At 66.4% G+C, this 13,917-nt stretch carries 14 protein-coding genes; 4 read left to right on the plus strand and 10 right to left on the minus strand.

Features of this window, described 5'->3' with window-relative positions; translation table 11 throughout:
* Positions 1-774: an IclR family transcriptional regulator domain-containing protein gene (locus CH276_RS14360; protein ID WP_052050010.1), complete on the minus strand. Its 774-nt coding sequence runs from the start codon at positions 772-774 to the stop codon at positions 1-3.
* Between the two features lie 144 nt (positions 775-918).
* Here CH276_RS14360 and shiA point away from each other — a divergent pair, with 144 nt between their 5' ends.
* Together shiA and CH276_RS14370 are read left to right on the plus strand one after the other, a co-directional pair.
* Positions 919-2,283 carry a shikimate transporter gene (shiA, locus tag CH276_RS14365; RefSeq protein ID WP_230596973.1) on the plus strand — a complete coding sequence of 455 codons (1,365 nt, stop codon included), beginning with the start codon at positions 919-921 and terminating at the stop codon, positions 2,281-2,283.
* Positions 2,280-3,116 (plus strand): shikimate dehydrogenase family protein, encoded by an 837-nt coding sequence (locus CH276_RS14370; protein ID WP_094628446.1) that lies wholly within the window; start codon positions 2,280-2,282, stop codon positions 3,114-3,116. Before shiA ends, CH276_RS14370 begins: the two co-directional genes overlap by 4 nt.
* Here CH276_RS14370 and CH276_RS14375 read toward each other — a convergent pair.
* Genes CH276_RS14375 through CH276_RS14400 form a run of 6 tightly spaced genes read right to left on the minus strand, consistent with a single transcriptional unit; the run spans position 3,106 to position 8,131 of the window.
* Entirely contained in the window at positions 3,106-3,960 is an 855-nt protein-coding gene (locus tag CH276_RS14375) for a biotin-dependent carboxyltransferase family protein (protein WP_094628444.1), read from the minus strand. The genes CH276_RS14370 and CH276_RS14375 overlap by 11 nt on opposite strands.
* Complete coding sequence (locus CH276_RS14380) at positions 3,957-4,559, minus strand: 5-oxoprolinase subunit B family protein (RefSeq protein WP_094628442.1); 603 nt, start codon at positions 4,557-4,559, stop codon at positions 3,957-3,959. The genes CH276_RS14375 and CH276_RS14380 overlap by 4 nt, the downstream gene beginning before the upstream one ends.
* Positions 4,556-5,323, minus strand: a complete 768-nt coding sequence (locus CH276_RS14385) for a LamB/YcsF family protein (RefSeq protein WP_094628440.1) — start codon at positions 5,321-5,323, stop codon at positions 4,556-4,558. The genes CH276_RS14380 and CH276_RS14385 overlap by 4 nt, the downstream gene beginning before the upstream one ends.
* A 1-nt stretch (position 5,324) precedes the next feature.
* The gene (locus CH276_RS14390; protein ID WP_032397186.1) at positions 5,325-6,203 is read right to left on the minus strand and encodes a metal ABC transporter permease; all 879 of its coding nucleotides are present in this window, start codon (positions 6,201-6,203) and stop codon (positions 5,325-5,327) included.
* The gene (locus CH276_RS14395) at positions 6,200-7,033 is read right to left on the minus strand and encodes a metal ABC transporter ATP-binding protein (RefSeq protein WP_032397185.1); all 834 of its coding nucleotides are present in this window, start codon (positions 7,031-7,033) and stop codon (positions 6,200-6,202) included. Before CH276_RS14395 ends, CH276_RS14390 begins: the two co-directional genes overlap by 4 nt.
* Positions 7,034-7,081: 48 nt before the next feature.
* Entirely contained in the window at positions 7,082-8,131 is a 1,050-nt protein-coding gene (locus CH276_RS14400; RefSeq protein WP_094628438.1) for a metal ABC transporter solute-binding protein, Zn/Mn family, read from the minus strand.
* Positions 8,132-8,272: 141 nt separating this feature from the next.
* Between CH276_RS14400 and CH276_RS14405 the strand changes: the two genes are divergently transcribed.
* A complete protein-coding gene (locus CH276_RS14405) occupies positions 8,273-9,379 on the plus strand; it encodes a LacI family DNA-binding transcriptional regulator (protein WP_032397184.1) in 1,107 nt (368 codons plus the stop codon).
* Between the two features lie 177 nt (positions 9,380-9,556).
* Here the strand turns inward: CH276_RS14405 and otsB are convergent, their stop codons facing one another.
* Together otsB and CH276_RS14415 are read right to left on the minus strand one after the other, a co-directional pair.
* Positions 9,557-12,109 (minus strand): trehalose-phosphatase, encoded by a 2,553-nt coding sequence (otsB, locus tag CH276_RS14410; RefSeq protein WP_094628436.1) that lies wholly within the window; start codon positions 12,107-12,109, stop codon positions 9,557-9,559.
* A gap of 59 nt (positions 12,110-12,168) precedes the next feature.
* Positions 12,169-12,912, minus strand: a complete 744-nt coding sequence (locus CH276_RS14415; RefSeq protein WP_032397182.1) for a FadR/GntR family transcriptional regulator — start codon at positions 12,910-12,912, stop codon at positions 12,169-12,171.
* A gap of 80 nt (positions 12,913-12,992) precedes the next feature.
* Here CH276_RS14415 and CH276_RS14420 point away from each other — a divergent pair, with 80 nt between their 5' ends.
* Entirely contained in the window at positions 12,993-13,553 is a 561-nt protein-coding gene (locus CH276_RS14420; protein ID WP_032397181.1) for a gluconokinase, read from the plus strand.
* Between the two features lie 199 nt (positions 13,554-13,752).
* Here the strand turns inward: CH276_RS14420 and CH276_RS14425 are convergent.
* Positions 13,753-13,917: CbtA family protein (locus CH276_RS14425; protein WP_141214720.1), on the minus strand; the 165-nt coding region annotated here is incomplete at its 5' end.

Consider the following 13,917-nt stretch of genomic DNA (forward strand, 5'->3'; position numbering starts at 1 on the left):
CTAGGTTCTGATGCGGGCGGCGGTGTCGTGCATCGCCGGGATCACGGTCTGGACCATGTCGGTGTCGGTGTAATTCCTCGCGTGCAGTGACGTGTTCAGCGCGGCCACGACGGTGCCGTTGCTGTTCCGCAAAGGCACTGCAGCAGCACGCATTCCGACATCCAGTTCGTCGACCACCTCGGACCACCCGGCTGCGCGCACTCGGTCGATCTCGGCACGTAGTGCGTCTCGATCGACGAGCGTGCGCGGGGTGAGGGCTTCGATGGGCGCGTCGGCGAAGTAACGCTCCAGCTCGCTCTCGGGCAGCGCTGCGAGCAGCACTCGACCCGAAGACGTTGCGTGCGCGGGGAATCGAGTGCCCAATGTGATGACGACCCGCAGCATGCGCGACGACGGAACGCGCGCGACGTAGACGATGTCGAATCCGTCGAGGATCGCCACCGAAGTCGTTTCGCCCAATTGACGTGCGAGCGTTTCGATGTGGGGTTCGGCCAAACGCGGCAGGTCCATTCCGGACAGGAACGTGAAGCCCAGGTTCATCACTCGTGGGGTGAGGGTGAACCGACGGCCGTCCTGGCGGACGAATCCCAGTTCGGCCAGCGTCAGCAGCAGTCGGCGGGCCGTAGCTCGTGTGACTCCGACGGCCCCGGCGACCTCGGTCAGAGTGCGGGCGGGATGTGCGTCGTCGAAGCACTGCAGCACGCTCAGGCCTCGTTCGAGTGACTGCACGAACCAGGCGGGGCGCTGGTCGTCGGGGGCGATCTCGGCCGTCATGGTTCGAGTCTGCCTCATCGCCCTGATCACGCTGCATCACACCGCTCCGTGCTTGTGGTCTTGACCACAAGAGCTGCCTCTGGTTACAGTTGTGCGAATAACAAACAACTGTGCGCGATGCGCACAAAATCGAAGGGCCGACAAGTGAACGTTGACGTCGCAGTCGCGGACGGATCCAGAGCACGGAAAGCTGCCATCGGCAGCTTCGTCGGTGCCGTGGTCGAGTGGTACGACTTCCTGCTGTACGGCATCATCGCCGCGCTGGTGTTCAACTCCCAGTTCTTTCCGAGCGTCTCGCCCGCAGTGGGTGTGATGGCCGCGTTCGCGACCTTCGGTGTCGGCTTCCTCTTCCGGCCCCTCGGCGGAATCTTCTTCGGCCACTTCGGTGACCGCCTCGGACGCAAGCGGATGCTGATCTGGACCATGTTGCTGATGGGCGTCGCAACGGCCCTGATCGGTCTGGTTCCCAACTTCGAGTCGATCGGCTGGTTCGCACCGCTGCTGCTGGTGCTGCTGCGCGCGATCCAGGGCTTCGCCGTCGGCGGTGAATGGGGCGGAGCATCGCTGATGGCCGTCGAGAGTGCGCCGGCGAAGAAGAAGGCGTTCTACAGCAGTGGCGTCCAGGTCGGCTACTCCGTCGGCCTCATCCTCGCCACCGGCGCGGTCACCATCATGAGCAACCTGCTCAGCGATGACGCATTCACCAGCTGGGGCTGGCGCGTACCGTTCCTGGCCAGCGCGGTGCTCGTACTGTTCGGCCTGTGGATCCGATCCGGTGTCGAGGAATCGCCCGTGTTCGAGCAGGCAGTCGAGGAGAGCGGTGAGAAGAAGAAGCTGCCGGTCATCCAGGCGATCACCGAGCACCCCGGTTCGTTCCTCAAGATCATCGCGCTGCGCATGGCCGAGCTGTTCACCATGTACATCGTCACCACCTTCGCGCTCAGCTACACCGTCAACGAACTGGGCTACGAGCGCCAGTTCATGCTCAACGTCGCGCTGCTGGTCGGTGCCATCGGCATCCTGAGCATCCCGGCCTACGCGGCGGTCGCCGACCGCTTCGGCCGCAAGCCGATCTTCGTCACCGGTGCCGTCGTGGGCGCACTGGCTGCCGTGCCGTTCTTCCTCTCCTTGCAAGCGGCCTCGGTGGTCGCCATCGTGATCCTCGCCGTCATCCTGGTCAACGTCTCGCACGACATGGTGGTCTCGGTGCAGCAGCCCCTGTTCACCGAGATGTTCGGCCCGGAACTGCGCTACAGCGGTGCCGGTGTGGGATATCAGGTCGCCAGCGCGATCGCCGGTGGCTTCACCCCGTTCATCGCGGCCGCTCTGGTGAGCTGGAACGACGGCTCCTGGCACTACGTCGCGGCGTACCTGGCCCTGGGATGCATCATCTCGGCCGTGGTCGCAGCGCTGATGAAGAACATGGGTTCCTCCGACGTCACGTCCGTCTCCGTACAGGCTCCTGCAGCAGAAGGTGTTGTTGCAGAGCGTGTCTCGAAGTCGGTATGAGCTCGCTGACCCTGGTCGGTTCGCACGCGTCCACCGCGATGTCACCCGCGCTGTGGACGCGTGCGTTCGAGATCGCCGAGGTCTCGTCCAGTTACGACGCCTGGGAGGTCGTCGACGCCGCCGGCCTACCCGACGTCGAGAAGGCTCTCCGGGGCGGCCGCACCGATGCTGCGAACGTGACGATGCCTTGGAAGCACTGGGCCGCAACGGTTGCCGACGAGGCCGATCCGGATGTGACGGTCTCGGGGGTGGCGAATCTGCTGTTCCTGCGTTCGGGTGCGCTGTTCGCCATGAACACCGACATCGCGGCGGTCCGAGCCGCGACCGCGGGACGTACCTTCGGATCGGTACTTCTGCTCGGAGCCGGTGGTGCCGCGCATGCTGCGGCATTCGCCTTGCACGCCCGCATCGACAGGCTGGTGGTCTCGGATGTCGACCGTCGTGCAGCGGCGGCTCTCGTCGCCGAACTCGACGGGTACGACGGTTCCGTCGCGGTCGTCGACTGGTCGGATCGAGCAGTGGATCTGGGCTCCTACGACCTGGTGATCAATGCGACGCCCATCGGACGAGACGGCTCGGAGGATCAGCTCGCCTGGGGCGCAGGTGAACTGGCACCGACGGCAACGGTGTACGACTTCGTCTACGCCGACATGCGCAACGCCGCCGAGTCCTACGCCGCCGATCGAGACATCGAGCTGATCGACGGATGGACGCACCTGTTCCACCAGGCCGATGCCATGGTTCGGCCGCTCGGACTGCCCGACCGGATGTCCGATGCATTGCGACGCAGCATTCGTGAAATCTGTCCCGCCGCTGCCGGAATCAACCGATAGCGCGGAAGCGCACCAGAGTGCCGGGGGTCAACTGCGCGGCCACGGACACGTCGGCTGCGGTGACGACGGCGATCACCGGATATCCGCCTGTGACGGGATGGTCGGCGAGAAACAGCACGGGCTTCCCTGACGGGGGAACCTGCAGAGACCCGAGAACCATTCCCTCACTGGATAATTCACCGTCGATTGCGCGGGCCAGGGGCTCGGATCCGTCGAGCCTGATCCCGACGCGATCGGTGTCCGGTGTGACCGTCCACGGCTGCTGCACCAGCGTCTTCGAGGCGTGCTCGGTGAACCAGCCGTTACGCGGCCCGAACTTCACGTGCAAGGTCTCGTGGAGCGTGGGCGGCGGCACGAAATCTGCAGCAGGCCATTCGGCGCTGCCGTTACCGACGTTCAGAACATCGCCAGGAGAGAGAAGGGCCGGGCCGATGCCGGACATCGTGTCCGTCGACCGACTGCCGAGGACGGTAGGAACGTCGATCCCACCCCGCACGGCAACGTAGCTGCGCAGACCCCATGTGGGCGCGGACAATTCCAGTGTCTGTCCGGCTCTGAGGGTGATGGTCGAGAACAGTCCCTGCTCTGTGCCGTCCACGCGGCAGATCACGTGCGCCCCGGTGACGGCCACGAGAGCGTCGAACTCGGCGCGGACCTTCAGGCCACCGAAGGTCGCTTCCAGTGTGGCGGCGTCGGAGTCGTTGCCCACCAATCGGTTCGCGGCATCGTGCGAGAGTCGGTCTGCGGCACCCGAGCGACCGACGCCGATCGACGCGAATCCGGGTCGTCCGCGATCCTGGACGGTGCACAGTGGTCCCGTCTGCAGAACGGTCAGGGCTCTCATGCCTGCTCGAATCGGACGATGGTGCCGGGCCGCAGCAGCGCGGGTGGATCGCGGTCGAGATCCCACAACCGAGCGTCGGTGCGTCCGATCAGTTGCCACCCGCCGGGGGAGGAGCGCGGATAGATGCCCGAGAACTCACCCGCCAGGCCCACCGAACCGGCCGGAACGCTGGTGCGCGGCGACGTGCGCCGCGGAACATGCAGTCGTGCATCGGTGCCGACGAGGTAGCCGAAGCCGGGTGCGAAACCGCCGAACGCAACGGTCCACGTCTGATCGACATGGGCGGCAACGACGTCGGCGGTGGGCAGGCCGGTCAGTCGGGCAACCTCGTCGAGATCCTCGCCGTCGTAGACCACCGAGATCGTCACGGTGTCGGACCGGTCGTCGGTGGTTGTGACTGCGGGTTCGGTGGCCGCGATCCAGTCCAGAACCGGCTGCTTCGGCCCGTCGAACATCACCAGGACCGTGCGTGCGGCTGGTACCAGATCCACGACCGCCGCGGGTGGGCCGGCCGTCAGAGAGCGGTAGTACGCCATCGTCTCGTCCAGCCCGTCGAATTCGACCAGCAGTGCGTCCTCACCGGCCGGGTGAACCCTCATCGGACGAATGCAGAGATGTCGATACCGTTGGCGCGCAACAGGTTCGATACGGCCGCGGCCATCGCGACCGCGCCGGGGGAGTCGCCGTGCAGACAGATCGACTCCGCCCCGACATCGATGCGCGTGCCGTCGACAGCCAGGGTCGTGCCGTCGGTGATCATGGTCAACACGCGCTGGGCGACGGCGTCGGGATCGGACAGTACGGCACCGGGTTCCGAGCGGGACACCAGCGTTCCCTGCGGGGTGTACGCGCGGTCGGCGAAAGCCTCTGCGACAGTGCGCAGTCCGGCTCGTTCGGCTTCCTCGAGGAACACCGAGCCGGGCAGGCCGAGCACCGGCAGCGTGGGGTCGTAGGCGAGAACGGCGTCGACCACGGCCTTGGCCTGGCCGCGGTGGCGCACGATCGCGTTGTACAGCGCGCCGTGCGGTTTGACGTAGGCGACGGCCGATCCGGCAACCTGAGCAAGTGCGTCGAGGGCACCCATCTGATAGATCACGTCGGCGGTCAGGTCGGCGGGGGAGACGTCGAGAAAGCGCCTGCCGAACCCGGCGAGGTCGTGGTAGCCCACCTGCGCTCCGATTCGTACCGCCGCTGTCGCGGCCGAGCGGCACGTCCGCAGCAGAGTGGTGGGATCGCCGGCATGGAAGCCGCACGCAACGTTGGCACTCGAGACCAGGGCGAGCATCGCGTCGTCGTCGCCTAGAGTCCACGCACCGTAGCTCTCGCCGAGATCGGCGTTGAGGTCGATGGACACCCTCGACATCCTAGGCGGCGACCAGTCGTCCGGAATTGGCCTTGCGGGTTCCGCCGATCGCGCGGCACACGAGGTAGATCACGAAGGAGATGGTGGTGACGAACGTCGAGACCGGCAGGCCGGGAGCAAGGGAGAGCAGGATGCCGCCGACGGCGGCGATCTCGGCGAAGACGATCGACAGCAGCGTCGCCTTCAGCGGGCTTGCCGTCACCCGTGCGGCGGCCGCGGCCGGGGTGATGAGCAGCGAGAGCACCAGCAGCGCGCCGACGATCTGCACACCGAGCGCACAGGCGACACCGACGAGCACGGCGAACACCACCGAGAGTGCGCGGACGGGGACGCCGCGGGCCAGCGCCACCTCGGGGTCGGTGCTGGCGAACAGCAGCGGACGGTAGACCACGGTGAGGACGATCAACACCAGGACTGCGCACACCAGCAGGAGCTGAATACCGCTCTGTCCGACGCCGACGATCTGTCCGATGAGCAGCGAGAAGCTGGTGCCGGTTCGGCCCGGGTAGAGCCAGATGAACAGCACCGACAGGCCGAGACCGAAGGACATGATCACGCCGATGACCGAGTCGCGGTCGCGGGCCTTGCTGCCGAGCAGGGCGAACATGACCGCCGCGACCACGGACCCGACGATGGCTCCGAGGCCGACGGTGATGCCCACGAGCAGTGCCGCGGAGGCACCGGTGAGCGAGAGCTCACTCGATCCGTGCACCGCGAACGCCCACTGGCGGCTGACGATCAGCGGACCGAGTGCACCTGCGAGCAATCCGAGGATCGCGGCGGCGAGCAGTGCCTGCTGGACGAAGTCGTAGGTCAGCAGATTTGCGGTGGTGTCGAAGTCGAGCATCTTCGAGAATGCGTCGAGAACCTTCTCGTTCATGCCTTGTCTTCTCTGTCGTGCGGCACGGGCGGATGGTGGGCTCCTGCCGAGCCGAGCGCGTCGATCGAGTCGCCGGTGCCGACGACGATGAGCCGGCCGCGAACTTTCAGTACCTCGACCTCGGTGCCGTACAGCTCGGAGAGCACCTCGGTTGTCATGACTTCCTCCGGCGTTCCGATACGGAACCGGCCGTCGACGATGTAGACGATGCGATCGACGAGCGGCAGGATCGGGTTGATCTCGTGGGTCACGAACAGCACTGCGGTGTCGTGCTCCCGTCGTCGACGATCGATGAGGCTCGAGACCAGAGATTGGTTGGCGAGGTCGAGGCTGAGCAGGGGTTCGTCGCACAGCAGGACCGACGGATCGCCGACGAGTGCCTGGGCGATACGCAGCCGCTGCTGTTCACCGCCGGACATCGAGCCGACCGGCGCTCCGGCGAAGGAGTTGGCGTCGACCTGATCGATCGCGCGCTGCACCGTCTCCTTGCGCTGCCGCATGCCGCGCAGGCCCATGCCCCACCGATGACCGTCCCAGCCGAGCCCGACGAGATCGCGTCCGCGCAGGGGGAGATCGTCGTCGATGTTTCGTTGCTGGGGCACGTAGCCGACGCCCGACTGGCCGCGACGGACGGGATTGCCGTCGATCGCGGCCGTGCCGGATGTGAGGTGATTCTGACCGAGCAGCACCTTCAGCAGAGACGTCTTGCCCGATCCGTTGGGGCCCAGAACGGCGACGAACTCGCCCTTCTCGACCGTCAGGTCCAGGTTCTGCCACAGCGTGCGCTCGCCGAACGCCAGTCCGGCATCGCGCAGTTCTACAGCAGGCATGTACTACAGCTTTCCATCAGCCGGTCCGAGATCAGGAGTCGGATCGGCTCAAGGGGCCGTTGCGAGGGCGGCCTGCAGATCCGTCGCTGCCTTGGTCTGCCACTCGATGTACGACATCCCGGCGGGCAGAGTCTCGGTGACCTCGACGACGGGGATGCCCGCGGCCTCGCTCGTGGAGCGAATATCCTGCGTCACAGCATCTTCGGTCTGGATGTTGTAGATCAGAGCGCGGACGGACTTCGAGGTGAACAGATCACGCGTCGCGGCGATCGAAGCGGGCGACGGGTCGTTGCCCTCCTCGATGGAGTCCTTGAAGTCCTCGGGAGTGCGATCGTCGAGTTCGGATTCCTCGATCAGGTAGTGCGCGATCGGCTCGGTCTGCGCCACCGGTGCGCCCGGGTGATCGGCGGCGATCTTCGCCGTCACGTCGGTGATGCCGTGTACCTGCTCGTGGAACGTTTCGGCGTTGGCGGTGTACTGGGCAGCGTTGTCGGGGTCGAGCTGACCGAGCTTGTCGGCGATCTCCTCGGCGGTGTGCGCTGCGACCTCGGCGTTGTACCAAACGTGTTCGTTGACCTCGCCGTGCGAATGGCCGTGATCGTCCGCTGCCTCTGCCTCTGCCTCTGCCTCTGCCTCTGCCTCTGCTTCGGCCGTCGCGTCGCCGGAGGTGGGCTCGGACTCGTGATCGTGGCTCTCGTCGAGCAGGGTGTACGCATCGACCGACGGCACGTCCTTGCCCTCGGATCCGAGGATGTCCTCGATGAACTGGTCGTAGCCGCCGCCGTTGTAGACCACGAGCGACGCCTCGGCGACGGCAGCGGCGTCGGCCGGGCTGGCCTCGTAGGAGTGCGGATCGGCTGAGGGATCGGAGATGAGCGAGGTCACTGTGGCCAGGTTGCCCGCCACTGCCTCCGCGACGCTTCCCCAGACGTTCGTCGACGCGACGATCGTGATCGGTCCGTCGACGGGGGTGGCCGGGGCAGACTCGGTGCTCGCGGAGTCGGTTGAGCTGCATGCGCTGAGCGTGAGGGCTGCGGCGCAGGTCAGGCCGAGTGCGGCCGTGAGTTTGGTCCGGGACGCGCGACGGATGGACGACATCGATGTACTCCTGAAGGGCAAGGCATGACGCTAATGGAAACCGTTACCGTTGTACTCTAGCGTTCGATTGGCCTTTGTTCGAATCGGACGAAGGCGACCTCGAGTTTCTCTGCGATGCGTTGTGGGACTAACGTCCCGGTTATGGCCAGGTCGAGCGAACCACGACGTCAAGCGACGTTGGCGTCGATCGCAGCCGAGCTGAAGGTATCGCGCACCACCGTCTCGAACGCCTACAACCGACCCGATCAGCTCTCCCCCGAACTTCGCGAACGCGTCCTCCAGGCCGCCAAGCGCCGCGGCTACGCGGGCCCCGACCCGGTCGCGCGATCACTGCGCACCCGCAAGGCCGGCGCCATCGGACTGCTCCTCACCGAGGCGCTGAGCTACTCCTTCCGCGACCCCGCCGCGATGAGCTTCCTCGCCGGACTCGCCGAATCCTGCGAGGCCGCCGGACAGGGACTACTGCTCATCCCCGCCGGTGCCGAACGCGACGACGTGCAGGCCGCCGCCGTCGTGCAACAGGCCGGAGTCGACGGGTTCGTCGTCTACTCCGTCGCCGACGACGACCCGTACCTCGCTGCGGTTCGCGAACGTCATCTGCCGATCGTCGTCTGCGACCAACCCCGCAACATCCCCGAAGCCGCCCTCGTCGCCATCGACGACCGCGGCGCAATGAAAATGCTTGCCGCACATCTGATCTCACAGGGGCACGAGCACCTCGCCGTCCTGTGCATGCGGCTCGGACGCGACCGTCGCGACGGCGTCGTACCCCCGGGACGGTTGGCGGACAGTCACTTCCACGTCCAGCGTGAACGCATCGCCGGAGTCCAAGCCGCCATGATCGACGCCGGACTCGACCCGGACATCCTCACCGTCGTCGAACGCTTCGACCACACCGTGCGCTCCGGCCACTCCGCCGCCGCCCAAGCCCTCCAGGCAAACCGCGAGACCACCGCGCTGCTCTGCACCACCGATGTCATCGCCCTCGGCGCACTCAACTTCGCCAGAGTCTCCGGAATCGATGTGCCGAGCCAACTCTCGGTCACCGGATTCGACGGCATCTCCGACGCCATCCGCGAGAACCTCACCACCGTGCGCCAGGACGCCGAGGAAAAAGGCCGTCGAGCGGGCAAACTGGTGCTCTCGTCCTCGCACTCGGGCATCGTCGCCGCCGAAACCCTGCCGACCGAACTCTTCCGCGGCCGAACCGCTGGACCGCCGCCGGAACAACCGCCCGCAATCGCCTGACCTTCGCCGCCGCCGCTCGCTCCGCTCGCCTTCGCGTCAATGGACCACTGCACGGCTCAGACGTATGCAATGTGCCATTCACGCAGCGGAGCCCGGGTGGGTGAATGGACCATTGCACGGCTCAGACGTATGCAATGGTCCATTGACGCGGAGCGGAGCGGTGCGGCGGGGCGGGGGTCAAGCAGGCTGGGCGCTGAGCAATCTCGCGCAGCGCAGCAGACCGAGGTGACTGTAGGCCTGCGGATGGTTGCCGAGGGATCGTTCGGCGATGGGGTCGTATTCCTCACTGAGCAGTCCGGTGGGGCCTGCGGCGCTGACGAGTTGGGTGAACAGGGCTTCGGCTTCGGCGCGCTGTCCCACCAGAAGGTATGCCTCCACCAGCCAGGCCGCGCACAGGTGGAAGCCGCCTTCGCCGCCGGGGAGTCCGTCGTCGTGGCGGTATCGGTAGACGGTCGAGCCGCTGCGCAGTTCGGCTTCGGTGGCGGTGACGGTGGCCGCGAAGCGCGGGTCGGCCGGGTCGATCAGTCCGGACAGCCCGATGAACAGGGTCGCGGCGTCGAGGTCGGTGCCGTCGTACGCGGCGGTGAAGGACTGCACCTCCTCGTTCCAGCCGTTGGCGAGTACTTCCTCTCGGATGGTCTCGCGCAGAGGGGCCCAGCCGGGTTCCGTCGTACGGCCGAATGTTTCGGCGAGTCGGATGGCGCGATCGACGGTGATCCAGCCCATCACCTTGGAGTAGACGTGGTGGCGGGGGTTGTCGCGGATCTCCCAGATACCGTGGTCGGGTTCGAACCAGCGACGTTCGACGGCTTCGACCATGGCGCGGACGAGTTCCCAGTCATCTTCGGAGAGAACGTGTTCCGATCCTGCGGCCTTGCGTGCATGGGCGAGGGCGGACACCAGTTCGACGATGGGGCCGAACACGTCGAGCTGAACCTGTTGGTTGGCAGCATTTCCCACCCGTACCGGACGCGAACCGGCGTAACCGGGCAGCTCGTCGATGACGGCCTCGGGTGGCAGGCCGAGGCCCCAGATGGTGTACAGCGGGTGCAGGCGTTCGGGACCCGACACCGACTCGAGTACTCCGTGGATCCAGGACAGGTAGTTCTCGGCCTCGGCCGTCGAGCCGACGTCGACCAGTGCTGCCGCCGTCAACGCCGCGTCGCGCAGCCAGCAGTAGCGGTAGTCCCAGTTGCGCACTCCGCCGATATCTTCGGGTAGCGAAGTGGTGGCGGCCGCCATGATCGAACCGGACTCGGCGTGCACCAGGCCGCGCAGAGTCAGTGCCGATCGCTTCATCAGATCGCGCTTGAGCGGCGGCAGATCCAGGCCGTCGGCCCAGTCCTTCCAGTACGCCTCCGATGCCCGACGACGCTCCACCTCGGCCCACGGGTGCTCGCTCAGATCATCCGTTCCGAGCCGCAATTCGAGAACGATCGGTCCGTTGGAGGGATCGACCTCGGCGTGTGCGGTTTGCTGGGATCCATCGGAGACGATGTTCCAGACGACGCCGGGGCTACGCAGCACCATCGGATCCGCGGTACCGAGGACGCGTAGGCCGTCGACATCGGGTTCGAGTGAGGCCCACGCCTTTCCGAATTCCGGACGCGGCGCGAACGTGACCACGGCGGTGGCCTTGCCGGTGATGACTCGCGTCAGCGCGGTCTGGCCCTGGCCGATGTCGTGCGGCAGGTAATCGGTGACCTGCAAGCTCGCCCACTTGGTCTGCACCGTCATCGTGCCGTCCACGTACTGCTGACTCAGCGGGAGCGACGCGCGGGTGGGTCCGACGCTGAAGTGGCCGGCCTGATCGCCGCCGAGCAGGTGCGCGAACACTGCTGCGGAGTCGGGTTCGGGGTGACACAGCCAGGTGACGTCGGCGTCGGGGGTCAGCAGTGCAACGGCATTGGGGCTGGCCAACATCGTCAGTCGCTCGATACGCGGGGCGTCGGCTCCCGAGAGCCACTGGCGTCGCTCTTCGAGCAGAAATGCCAGGGCGAGCGCGACCTGCTCGGTGCTGTCGATGCGGAACTCCGCCAGGGTGTCTCCCGGCCCGATCTTGACGCCGATGTCCGGCCCGTGCAGGTGTCCGAACGCCTTCTCGTCGGTGACGTCGTCGCCGAAAAAGACTGCGGCAGTAGCGGCTTCCTGGTGGCGAAGAATGTCGAGCGCGACGCCCTTGTCGGTGACGATGACCGCCAACTCGATGACGGACTTGCCCTCGGTGACCTGCACCCCGTCCCGCGCAGCCGCGCCGGATCGCACGGCCGCGAGTGCCTCGTCGCCTGCGGCGGTCTCGGCGTTGCGGACGTGCAACGCGACGCTGGCCGGCTTGGTCTCGATACTCACGCCTGGATGGGCGTCGGCGATGGCCTGCAGTTCGCCGGTGATGACGGTGAGGAGCTTCTTTGCGTTGTCGTCGATGGCGTTGACGAACCCGGCGTCGAACTCGCTGCCGTGGCTGCCTACCAGCTGCACCTCGGACGGCAGCCGCGAGAGGATCGCGAGATCACGCAGGGCGCGTCCGGAGATGACGGCGGCGTTGGTTCCGGCCAGGGAAGCGAGCCCGCGCATGGCGCTGACCGACTCGGGGTGTGGGAACGCCTTCTGCGGGTCGGAGACGATCGGCGCCATGGTGCCGTCGTAATCGGACGCGACGAGCAGACGCGGAGTCCGAGCTACTCCAACGAGTGCGCGGCGAAGTTCGAGCGGCAATTCGAGAGCAGTCACCCGTCGAATCTAGGCGATGAACCCCGCCTCGGCGTACCTGGCTTTGTGCGCTCGGTGTATCACTGCTGGTCGGGCACCAGACCGGGCGACGGCGTCACACCCGAGGCCGCCGACATCGATGCTGCTGACTTGGTGACGATGGCCAACATGGCTCGCTGTGCGGCGTCGGCGTCACCGGACTGAATCGACGAGGCGACCACCCCGTGCAGACGAATTGCCTCCGGGTCGGCCTGCCTCGACATCAGGGCATGGCGGGTACGTCCGGCGAGTACCTCGACCACGATGTCGGACATCGATCGCAACATCGGATTGCCCGACGCCGCGAGCAGCGTGCGATGAAAATTGCAGTCGTGTTCGAGGTAGGCCTCGGAGTCGGCTGCTCTCGACGTCGACGACATTCCGATGACGGCGGCGGTCAACGCCCCGCATTGCTCGGGTGTCGCTCGGTGGGCGGCCAGCTTGGCTGCCAAAGGTTCGATCCCCGAACGTAATTCGCTGAGCAGCAGCAACTGTTCGGCGCGAGCCGGCCCGGCCAGTTGCCAGCGGATCACCACCGGGTCGAGTGAATTCCAGTTCTCCGAGCCCTGCACGGTGATTCCGACGCGACGACGCACCGTGAGCAACCCCAGCGACTCGAGAACGCGCACGACTTCCCGCACGACGGTCCGCGACACGGTGAACCGCACGGCGACGTCGTCTGCCGAGATTCGGGTCCCGCTCGGGATCGCGCCGCTGACGATGTCGCGCCCGAGCTCGTCGAGCACCGAATCGTGCAGTTGGCGGAAGTCGTTGGTCTCGCTCATGTCCGGTCGATCGTCCCACGGGTTGCCCGGTTTTTCGCGTCTGTCCGATCCAGGCGGGCGCGATGGAGCAGTATCGAGGGATGGCATCGCAGACGACAGGTAGAGCACATCATCCGGTACTCGTGGTGATGGGAGTGTCCGGATCGGGCAAGTCCACGGTGGCGGGCATCCTCGCAGGTGCACTGAAATGGGACCTGCAGGAGGGCGACGACCTGCACCCGGACGCCAACGTGGCCAAGATGGCGTCGGGTCAGCCGCTGACCGACGAGGACAGATGGCCGTGGCTGGACGTGATCGCGGAATGGATCACCGACCACACCACCACGGGGCGATCGGGGATCGTGACGTGCTCGGCGCTCAAGCGGACGTATCGGGACGTGCTGGCTGCCGGGTCGAGGGAGGGGGCGGAAGTGATCTTCGTGCACCTGGCCGGAACGAAGGATCGGATCAGCGGTCGCCTCAACGCGCGGATGGACCACTTCATGCCGTCGTCGCTGCTCGACACCCAGATCTCAACCCTCGAGCCGCTGGGCGACGACGAGAACGCCATCGTCGTCGACATCGGTCCGCCCCCGACCAAGATCGCCGAGCGCATCCTCGTCGAACTCGAGACGCGGGCCGGGATGTCGGAGAGTCACTGAGAAACCGACTGGGGCAACTGCCGCCCAGCCATAGACCGCTCACCCCTGGACCGCTCGCCCCGGACGCGTGAATGGACCATTGCACACGTCTGAGCGGTGCAATGGTCCATTCACCCCGGCCGACCGGGCCGGCCACACTGCGTCAATGGCACTTTGCAGACGTCTGAACGGTGCAATGGTCCATTGACGCAGAACCGGGCTACGCCGCGACGGCCTCGCGGCGGATCGGGCGTACTGCGCGGTCGGTGAGGAACGCGAATGCCAATCCCAGAGTCAGCCACAGGGTCGCCTGGGTGGCCAGGGACGACAGTCGGAATTCCCAGAGCAGGGTGGCGGGGAAGTCCGAGCCGACCTCGTTCACACC

It is taken from the genome of Rhodococcus sp. 06-470-2, from assembly GCF_002258235.1.
Taxonomy (GTDB): Bacteria; Actinomycetota; Actinomycetes; order Mycobacteriales; family Mycobacteriaceae; genus Rhodococcoides.

Excerpts from the sequence above, each read along its gene's own strand:
- CH276_RS14405 (WP_032397184.1), top strand. The coding sequence starts at position 8,273 with ATGGCCAGGTCGAGCGAACCACGACGTCAAGCGACGTTGGCGTCGATC.
- CH276_RS14360 (WP_052050010.1), bottom strand. The coding sequence starts at position 774 with ATGACGGCCGAGATCGCCCCCGACGACCAGCGCCCCGCCTGGTTCGTG.
- CH276_RS14380 (WP_094628442.1), bottom strand. The coding sequence starts at position 4,559 with ATGAGGGTTCACCCGGCCGGTGAGGACGCACTGCTGGTCGAATTCGAC.
- CH276_RS14420 (WP_032397181.1), top strand. The coding sequence starts at position 12,993 with ATGGCATCGCAGACGACAGGTAGAGCACATCATCCGGTACTCGTGGTG.
- CH276_RS14390 (WP_032397186.1), bottom strand. The coding sequence starts at position 6,203 with ATGAACGAGAAGGTTCTCGACGCATTCTCGAAGATGCTCGACTTCGAC.
- CH276_RS14385 (WP_094628440.1), bottom strand. The coding sequence starts at position 5,323 with ATGTCGAGGGTGTCCATCGACCTCAACGCCGATCTCGGCGAGAGCTAC.
- CH276_RS14395 (WP_032397185.1), bottom strand. The coding sequence starts at position 7,033 with ATGCCTGCTGTAGAACTGCGCGATGCCGGACTGGCGTTCGGCGAGCGC.
- CH276_RS14370 (WP_094628446.1), top strand. The coding sequence starts at position 2,280 with ATGAGCTCGCTGACCCTGGTCGGTTCGCACGCGTCCACCGCGATGTCA.
- CH276_RS14400 (WP_094628438.1), bottom strand. The coding sequence starts at position 8,131 with ATGTCGTCCATCCGTCGCGCGTCCCGGACCAAACTCACGGCCGCACTC.
- CH276_RS14415 (WP_032397182.1), bottom strand. The coding sequence starts at position 12,912 with ATGAGCGAGACCAACGACTTCCGCCAACTGCACGATTCGGTGCTCGAC.
- CH276_RS14375 (WP_094628444.1), bottom strand. The coding sequence starts at position 3,960 with ATGAGAGCCCTGACCGTTCTGCAGACGGGACCACTGTGCACCGTCCAG.